Annotated in this window: 2 protein-coding genes and 1 pseudogene; all 3 read right to left on the reverse strand. The window is 31.2% G+C overall.

Annotated elements, in window-relative coordinates:
* Positions 1-750: 750 nt before the first annotated feature.
* The gene (locus tag AC1DRF_RS27105; RefSeq protein ID WP_098366834.1) at positions 751-900 is read right to left on the reverse strand and encodes a phosphoesterase; all 150 of its coding nucleotides are present in this window, start codon (positions 898-900) and stop codon (positions 751-753) included.
* Between the two features lie 129 nt (positions 901-1,029).
* Complete coding sequence (locus tag AC1DRF_RS27110) at positions 1,030-1,209, reverse strand: hypothetical protein (RefSeq protein WP_025751503.1); 180 nt, start codon at positions 1,207-1,209, stop codon at positions 1,030-1,032.
* Between the two features lie 251 nt (positions 1,210-1,460).
* Positions 1,461-1,580 (reverse strand): annotated as a pseudogene (locus tag AC1DRF_RS27115) (IS6 family transposase); the annotation flags it as partial.

Raw genomic sequence — 1,580 nt, forward strand, 5'->3', positions numbered from 1 at the left:
ATACTTGCTAATTTTCGACATAAAAAGAGGGATTTCTTTAGAATAACTCCCAGAGAGTATTGCACATGAATATCTCCTATCAATCGATTGATAACTAATTATCTCTTTACATTGAAGAATATTTTTATTTACCCAGGATATTCTACGCTCTTAAAATATACGTATATTTAAAAAACTCCATAAAGAATAATATAATCACTTTTTATAATTACAGATATAACTATTTATAATGTAAGCGTTTTCTGTTATAATAAAGTCAGGTGGATAGCATGCGTGGCTATCGTTGTATTTGGCGCAGGTGGAGCCCATACAAAAAAGAAAGAATAAACTTTTTTTAACTCTGTGTTGTGTTACATACAAGTTAATACAAGCAATAAGTACATTATTAATTTGTATGTATAAGAGATTACTAGATAGGTAATGATAGAAGTAAGAAACATAAATAAAGGAGGAAAAGATGTTGAAAGAATATAAACAGGTGTTTTCTAATTTTATTGATGAAGACCGATTCGAACTCCATTCATACCTTACTTATTTATTCAATCAATCTCAGGACAAAGATGTAATTCAGTTAGAAGATGAACATATAACATGATAAATGTACACATATTGTAAAGTGGAAGGGTAAATATATGAATAAAAAATAGGATAAGCGACCTTACTGTTCGAATTAGGATAGATAAGTCGCTTTTTTATTGTTCTCATGTAAAGGCTTCCTGTTAGTGGGTTAATTCTATTACAGAAGGTATTCTATGAGATACTTCGAAGCTGTTTAGTTAATCGTAAGAGGGTTTCTTTATCTTTATTCTTTGAAGCTTGTTCCATTTGCACTAAAATTTCTGTTTTTTGAACGTCACGTAGATTTTTCATTGATAAAAGTTGATTAAATGTAGCATTCATGTCTTTTATCTCTCCTATCTTTGTGCAACCGTTTTTCTTTGTATTCCACACCCATCATTCTTTTTCCTTTAAAAGCTTTCTATATATAATAAGCAGAAACTCAGTCAAAAAAGACTGAGTTTCTGCTTATTATATGCTATTTACACCACTTTCTACCATAGCATGTTCCCAGCTAGGGAAAAAATAAAGTGCATTTTTCATTAGTTTTGGATGTGTTTGCTTTACTTTTTTCTTTTTTAGAGATTGTCCATTTGTTCCTAAGTACTGGATTTGGGCTTTGACTTCTTCGACCGTCATATCGGCTTGCATAAGATCACTCCCTTTATCAAGTTGACCCTATTATTMCCTTCYTTTAGACAGGTAAAACCTATACTTCTAGAATTAGCTTATATTTATTTATATTTAATACAAATTATGAAGAATAACTACAACAAAGACTGCCCATTATGTATAAGCCTTCTACCAAGGATTCTTTCTCCGGAGTATGCAGCTTTTTAGGTTCTGGTGCGAATACTTAAGGAGATATAAAGAGGCAAAAAGTGTCTTAGTGGAATCTGGTCTTAAGCAGCAATTCCAAATAGTTGATGGATGAACTTCACTTGATTTTGGACAGACTGGTTCCATGAAGTAAGTTGCCCTTTTTTAATGATATGCATAGCTTCTATTCCAGAAATAATAGA

The organism is Priestia sp. P5_B4 (assembly GCF_056400385.1).